Annotated in this window: 7 protein-coding genes; all 7 read right to left on the minus strand. The window is 49.1% G+C overall.

The genetic code is table 11. The features are described from left to right. On the minus strand, positions 1 to 707 hold a 707-nt coding region (locus GJ688_RS18935), incomplete at its 3' end, for a phage minor capsid protein (RefSeq protein ID WP_155478077.1). After that, positions 704 to 2164 (minus strand): phage portal protein, encoded by a 1461-nt coding sequence (locus tag GJ688_RS18940; RefSeq protein ID WP_235911120.1) that lies wholly within the window; start codon positions 2162 to 2164, stop codon positions 704 to 706. The genes GJ688_RS18935 and GJ688_RS18940, both read right to left, overlap by 4 nt. A gap of 53 nt (positions 2165 to 2217) precedes the next feature. After that, positions 2218 to 3969, minus strand: coding sequence for a phage terminase large subunit (terL, locus tag GJ688_RS18945; RefSeq protein WP_328597404.1), 1752 nt, complete (start codon positions 3967 to 3969; stop codon positions 2218 to 2220). Between the two features lie 152 nt (positions 3970 to 4121). After that, complete coding sequence (locus tag GJ688_RS18950) at positions 4122 to 5015, minus strand: tyrosine-type recombinase/integrase (protein WP_170292162.1); 894 nt, start codon at positions 5013 to 5015, stop codon at positions 4122 to 4124. A gap of 164 nt (positions 5016 to 5179) precedes the next feature. Then, positions 5180 to 5593: a phBC6A51 family helix-turn-helix protein gene (locus GJ688_RS18955; RefSeq protein ID WP_155478080.1), complete on the minus strand. Its 414-nt coding sequence runs from the start codon at positions 5591 to 5593 to the stop codon at positions 5180 to 5182. A 133-nt stretch (positions 5594 to 5726) separates the two neighbouring features. Next, complete coding sequence (locus tag GJ688_RS18960) at positions 5727 to 5978, minus strand: DUF805 domain-containing protein (RefSeq protein ID WP_207708846.1); 252 nt, start codon at positions 5976 to 5978, stop codon at positions 5727 to 5729. A 173-nt stretch (positions 5979 to 6151) separates the two neighbouring features. Then, positions 6152 to 6412: a hypothetical protein gene (locus GJ688_RS18965; protein WP_155478081.1), complete on the minus strand. Its 261-nt coding sequence runs from the start codon at positions 6410 to 6412 to the stop codon at positions 6152 to 6154. Between the last annotated feature and the right edge of the window lie 814 nt (positions 6413 to 7226).

Consider the following 7226-nt stretch of genomic DNA (forward strand, 5'->3'; position numbering starts at 1 on the left):
GACCGACAAGCGTCTTTGGCGTTATGAGACGAGATCACCGCCAAGTCCACACCGCGTTCCATCGTCTCCACCCGAGTTCCTTCGATATGCGCCTGTGTAAGTTTTGTTCGGACCACCATCTCGGCATAGGTCGATAGGTTCCACCGCCGACCGGCTCGGTCCACAATGCCAACCCATACTTCGCTGTCCAGCTTGGCCGACAGTCCTTTATGCGTGAGGTCACCGACGATGTCATGTTTCATCGTCCGGCGACCCATCTGTTCCAATGCTTTCACACGTAGAGTCTCGCTGACGGCATTTCTCACAAGGTGTTTAAGTTTTCTTTCTGTGTTTTGTGTGGCCATCAGCAGATCGGTGTAGGTGTCGTTAATCAACGCCTCGGTACGCTCCCGCGCCAGCATGGAAAAAGAGATGGACGATGCCGCCTCCGATAATGAGGATGCATCGCCTAATGCAAGAATGCTCTGCGCCTGAGCGCCTGTGAATGCTTCTTTGATGACATGTTCGCACCATGTCTTCGTCGAGCCATCTAATTCTCGAAGAATGACCATGATTTGCGACAGCAGTGATTCGGCGTAGGCTTTTTCCAACCCGCTAGATGCCGGAATGACTTTTAACTTATCGGAAATCTCGGTGAAGGCCTTTTTGTAATAACCGACCAATCGATTTATATCCCGGTCATATACGGGTTTTGGCACAGGCCTCATTTTCCATCACCGGATTGCTGGAAGATAGACGGGTCAGCCATGGCTTCATCATCTTTCATTCGCGCTATCTCTGATTCGGCCTGTTCCTCCGTCAAATCATCCAGCCACATTAGTGCCGACTTCTGGGAAATGGTCGCCTTGCCGCCCGTTCGAATGGACATAATGTTGGCCATCTCGGTTTCATCATCCGGCAAGCCATCTTTGAACTTGACCTTGGGAACGGTGACTTCGTAACCCTGCGGCCCCTTACAGGCGATTTCAAGCAGTTGGGCGATTAGCAGCACTCTCTTCAGGGCTTTATTGTAATACTGCCGCTTGCGGTTTACCTTCGCCAGAATCGAGTTGAGACGCCACTTGATCGCTAAACCAGACGCTCCACTGGTTCCCGCATCGCCCGAGCCAAGAGCGATCTCGGGAATTTCGGCGTTGATTAACAGTAATTTGACCAGCTTGTCTAATTCCATGAATGCCGCCTGTAATTGGCCGTCCCAAGTGATATATTGCGGGACCACTTCGTCCTTCCCCATGACTTCAAAGACCTTATCGACGCCCACTCGGAAGACGGGATTACCCTGTTCATCCTCTCCCAACGTACCCGCCGGTACTGCCATCGCTGGGTCGGCGTGCTTGTCGAGGATGGAAGCGACCTGTGAGAGCCGGTGGTTGATTTCATCGAATAAGGGCTTGTTTTCGCTGAGGTCGTCGATGCCTTCCCAGCAATCGTCGGTGGCATAGTTGGGGACGTGAACCATCAAAGGAAACGGCACGCCAGTCTGTACTTCCTTCCGTTCGGCAAGAAGCTCTGCATCGATTCGCCACTCATTTATTTCATTGTCCACGGTCACAACAATGGGGTCTAGCTTATATTTGGCATAGACAATGCGTCCGGGATAGTGGGATTCCGTCGTTAACAACCAATCCTCGGCATCACCACGCTTCACAAGAAGCGGATAGGCAATATGATACGCAATGATGCGGTTGGCGTCACCGGGAGCCGTTTCAGGGAACACGTACTCAGGATTCTGGGCTTCAATGATGATCCGGAAGGGATCGCTCTCCTTCCCTACCATCCCGCCAAACTCTTGACCATAGCGGATTTTATAGAATGAATCTCCCCGATAAGCGTTGGATAGGGCGCTTTCGTAATTCATGATGTGGAGGTCGTTCCCCTCAACCAATCGCTCAATGGCCAGTTGCTCATTGGAGTTGTCATTTTTCCCCGCAGAAAACGTGGGCTGCTCCCCAAACAAAAAATCGGCGGATTTCTTACAAATCACGCCGGGAAGGTTGGTCGAGATATAGAGCAGTTCGTTTTGCCTGCGGGTAAGTTTATTTTGAACCCGTTGAAATACATCATAGTGCTTGCCCAAAAAGAGCTTTTTGTTCTCGCGATACCGTCGAATCCGGTCTCGGTGAGCCGGTGCCGGGTAGTAACTGCCAATGTTGAATAGCGACAATCCCAGTCCTCCTTCCCCCATTTTCATCTACCTAGGTGAGCCGATGCGATTTCTTACAAGCCTTCTGGCTTTTGATGGAACGTCCGTCGACGTCCCCCGCCACAAAGTTCCACAGCCATTTGTAAAGCATCAGGAAGGTCATCGTGGTCGTGGTTCGGAAACTGCTCTAGCTGTTCCAGCAGGATTCGCTGATGCCGCATGAAACGCAGAATCCCTTGTTCCACGATCGGCTCCAACGATTCAATTCGTTCTTCCTTCTTGGTTTTGCTAGTCACGGCCTTTAACTTGGTCGTGTAGATGCCTTCCTTCGCCATTCGTTCCCTAGCCTGCCGGAACAGATCAAACTGTGCTTGCACGGTTTCAATGGCAAAAATCCGTGGGCGATATTTGCCGATTTTGTTTATGACCTCATTCAACGCTTCATGAGCCGGACATTTCCTCGCCCATGTTTCCACGACATACAGGATACCGGATCGCCGGTCCCGACCGATGATGACGATGGCGTTGTAGTCGGAGCGATTATTCTTGCCCATGGCGATGTCCCACGCTCCCAGGTAGTCCAGCGGCACTGGTCGGCCCATCTTGTCGCGGAGTTCTGGATAATCAAAGAAAGTGAACATCGAAGGCTTGAATATCTGGGTTTCTTCATCAATGGGGTTATTGAGATACTCGGAGCCAAAGGCTCGGGAACCGATATTGACCTTCTCAATCATCAGTCGGGCATAAGAAAAGCGTCCTGGCCACAAGACCTCGACGCCATTATCCATTTCTTCTTGATTGGTTCGGTAAAAAGAAAGCGCATCGTCGAGACGGGTTTCATTTTCGGGATTCCTGCAGGTGGATTCAAACTGCTCCCACAGGTCACCCCGTTCCGGTGGGGATACGATGGCGGAGTAGATACGGGATTCGAAGTCTGACCGATGTAACACGTTGGGCAGCAGCCCTCGGGCGTGAACGATGGTACCCATGTAAATGAACGCGGTCCTTGCTGGGTCGCCGATCGGCATCACCACTGAGTTGAACCAGTGCAAGTTCTTCTCACGCAGTTCCGGTGTGTTGGTGTTCTTCGCGGATTCAAGATCGTCGAGGATTACAAGATCAGGACGATGGGAGCCATTCCGCTTTCCTCGCAGTTGTTTCCCCATGGACGCCGACTCCACAAGGATGCCGGTTCGAGTCAAAAACGCTTCTTGATTATCCCGCTCGTTCATGGACTTTCGATCGGACAGCAATTCTCCGAAGTCCTCTCGCAACTTCTTGTTAAACTTGAGCTGAAGCGAGATCCACTCGATAAACTTCTTTGCCATCGAGTCTGTTTCCGAAATGATGAGAATGTACTTTCGCTTGTTGAAGACGATCTCATGAATGGGAAAGCCGTTCGACAGATAAGCCGACTTCGCATGGCCCCGTGGAGCCGCCCAGGCGATCCTCGCTGTGGGGTTGTCGATAGATACGACCCGAAGCAAGTCGCAAAGTTCACGATGGAAGCGCGGGGCGTCGTCAATATGGGTTCCTGCCGGGATGAGGTTTTGCTCATTTTCTGGGTTTTTATCATCGGAAAAATACTCGTACATGAAAAACAGAACATCGAATTCTGACCGGTCAATCCGTCGAAGTTGGTAAAGCTCCTTCATATCGGATATATACTCTGTCTGCATCGCTGGGCTGAGTTCTTGCTTAGCGCGAACATCGTCAAATAATCGGACTCGCTGTTCAAGTAATTCCATCCGTTGCTGTCGCTCAATGCGGTTTAATTTGTTTATGGTTTGTTCATCCTTTCGGAGTTTTCGCCGTAAAAAAAACACGTCAAGCTTCTGACGTGTCCTTCAAGATCTGTTTGGCCCACATGCCCTGCACGTTGGCACACGTTGAAACGAACATGAGTTCTGGTACAATCTTCCCACCCACCATATTCTCTCGCGACACAGGGCCACGTGTAGGCTCTCATGGGCAATCGTTAAATCCAGCTCAGTTCTTCCACGGCTCTGACCAGATCTTCCTCGCCGGGCATGGTGTACCTGCTAGTCATCGCGAGATTTGGTGAACCGTCTTTTTTCATATGGCCCATGAGCCGGGCGATCACATCGAGCGGAATTTTCCGTACGGCTAACTCATGGCCGAAGCTGTGGCGCAGGGTGTGACACGTCAAATGGTCGATGCCGGTCAGCTTCGCGTACTTGGCGATGAGGAACGATACTCCGCGTGGAGACATCTTTCCGCTCCGTTGGCTATAAAACAGATGATTACTGGAGGTTTTACGTGTTTCAAGGTATCGCTGAAGGATTCGGCGGCAATCCACATTCAACGGGATTTCACGGTATTTACTGTGTTTGCCGTTGGGAATGACCATCGTTCCCTTTCGATCGGATAAGGAGATGTCCTTCAAGCGGATATCGCAAAGTTCCTGTACCCGCACGCCAGTATGGAGCATTAACGTGACCATTGCTAATTCTCGGATATTGCCGTGTTGGCGAACGGCTCTTACCAGGGCATTCTGTTCATTTCGATTCAGCCACTTGGGCGACGATTGCGGTACGGTGAACCTGTCGATTTTTTCGACAGGTTGGTCGGGTACATGGCCGTTATCGACGAGCCATCGGAAGATGACGTTGAGATGGGTTAACGTGAGGGCGACGGTATTGGGCTTAAAATTTTGGGCAGCGAACCTTTTGAAATTTGCTACGTCCAGTTGTGTGGCCATCTGCGGCAAGGCTGACCCCCCGGTGGGGGTGGGGGCGGGGTGCTCCTTTTCATACCATCGAGCGAATCTGGCCCAACTGTCCTGATAGGAGCGCAGGGTGGTTGGGCTTTTGCCGTGCCGCCTTAGTTCTTCGATAAATACCGCCATCATAATGCTCTCTCCTTGCATAGACGCTGAGTATTTCGCCGGATATCCCAACGAAGTATTGGGCTTCGTGGGTCACAGCTTATCTCTACTCAGCGACTAATGCAACGAAAGAGGATGAGTTTGTAGATGCAAATCTCATGAGTCTAAGTTCGACCTAGGGTCAATGATTACATATCGGCCAACAGCTTCTTCAGATTGTCAATTTCAGCTTCGATCGCATCATTGGAACGGCTATCTTCAATCTTCGCCTCAACCTTCTGTACCTCTGTCAAACGGCCCTGATTCTTCATCACCAGTTCGATCGCTTTTAATTTGTTCTTCTCGCTTTGACTGCCGCGAGCAATGGATTTTAGGCTGTTATATGCCTCTGTGAGGAAATCACGCATAGTCAACTCGGCCACTTCGTTTTGATATTCGATAAATTCAGGGTCTTGCTTCCAACGGCAGATGGTCCGCTCGCTCACGCCCACTTCCAGACCAATTTGAAGTAAGGTCATTTTGTGAACATCATTGGTGGCGAGAATTTCTGCTGCCCGTCTCTGCGGCTCGGTCAACGCGTATTTCAGGGTCTTTTTTGCCATCAATAATCTCCTTTCATTTTCGTTCAGGTAAAAGAGCTACATCTTAGTAAAGGGATTTTGCTTTACACAACGTAGCGTCGGCAACAAAAAAGCGACCCGCAGTGAATGACTGTTCACTACGCGTCGCTCTTTCTTATTCCAAAGGTTGAAGGTCAAGTTGTCGACTCTGGTTCTTCAGCGCAGGCCAATCTGCAAATCCTAGATATAAAAAGGTAATAAAGTTGACTACTGGAACCAGCATTAACAAGCTCATCCACGGTGAAAATCCAGCCTTCTGAAATATTTTCCAGAAAGCTATGATTGACACAATTCCCATAAGGATAGCAAAGATTCCACCACCAATCGTACTGACAGCCATGAAACCATCGACTCCCGCCTCGTGCATATTAATACCCCTCCCCTTAACGAATAATCAAATATGCCAGTGGCACTCTTCGATCTTATTCTTTTTAGAGCAGGTTATGCCGGATTTCAGCAGTTATGGTGACGTGACAATTAAAAGCGACCCCGCTGTGAATGACGTGTTCACCGCGTGTCGCTCTATAATTTAACCGTAATTTAATTCGAATACAGTTCTTCAGCCGCTTGCAACCCCTGCACCACAAACAGCAGATTATCAAGTGTGCCATCGTCAATATATCGAGATTCTCCTGCAACCTTCAGACAATAACTTGTAAACGCTGATTTAGGCAGTGTTTTTCGCATGGCAGCGATACATTTGTTCGCCCAATTGCCGATTCGTTTTTTCTGTTCTTCCTCGGCTAAGTGATGAAATGACTGTTTTATTGTGTTGCCTTCCTCGGCAAGTTCACGGAACATCGGTATCGCCTCCTTGAGAGTGTTTTATTTTTATTATAACATCAGAACAAGCGTTTCGATGTGATCTAGGTCATATTTATTCCCAAGCATGTACTTATTGTCCAATATGGTCAGCCAGTGGGAGATCATAAACCATCGTCAATTGTGACAGGTGACTTACAGGAATCTCCACCAACAACCCCATATACCATCTGCAAAGCCTGTTTGGTAAGATTATCAGGCGCAGCAGTGTAGCTAGATGATGTGCGTGTAGGATGGTGAGGTACGTTGTTTCGTTACTGGAACCACTGTTCTTTGATAACGTTATAATGTTCTACGTTATTACCGTTATATAGTTCTATATCTGTTATTGTTATAGAGACTGTTATCTTGTTAGTGTCAAAGGTGTTTGACACGGTGACCATGTCAAAGATCACCGACACGGTGTTTTTTGACACGGTAAACTTCATTCATTTAGCCGTTATAATCCCATTAAGAAACATGGAACAGCCCCTGCACTCGCCGCGCCCAGCTGCCGCACGGCTGGGTTGGCAACGTCGCGGGCTGTGTGGGCACGTGTGGCTTACTGGCATTATCTTAATGGAATTATATTGCTGTGGGATCCTGTCGGCACACGCGGCGAAACAGGCATGGCTGTGGCGATATCGTTTACTCTCGCACGTCAACGATGTCGGAACAGGGATTTAGCGTTCATTACCTGTTAATGGTTTTTCAAACATTAAACAAGAGACTTTAGTTTACTAAAATAGTGTAAAATACAGATACTATTGGACAATGATTGCGAGGGATTGATATGAAAATAGCCGATGGAATA

The organism is Heliobacterium mobile, assembly GCF_009720735.1.
Lineage (GTDB): Bacteria > Bacillota > Desulfitobacteriia > Heliobacteriales > Heliobacteriaceae > Heliobacterium > Heliobacterium mobile.

Coding starts and splice junctions, on each gene's coding strand:
- GJ688_RS18950 (WP_170292162.1), bottom strand. CDS start 5,015: ATGATGGCGGTATTTATCGAAGAACTAAGGCGGCACGGCAAAAGCCCA.
- GJ688_RS18955 (WP_155478080.1), bottom strand. CDS start 5,593: ATGGCAAAAAAGACCCTGAAATACGCGTTGACCGAGCCGCAGAGACGG.
- GJ688_RS18960 (WP_207708846.1), bottom strand. CDS start 5,978: ATGCACGAGGCGGGAGTCGATGGTTTCATGGCTGTCAGTACGATTGGT.
- GJ688_RS18965 (WP_155478081.1), bottom strand. CDS start 6,412: ATGTTCCGTGAACTTGCCGAGGAAGGCAACACAATAAAACAGTCATTT.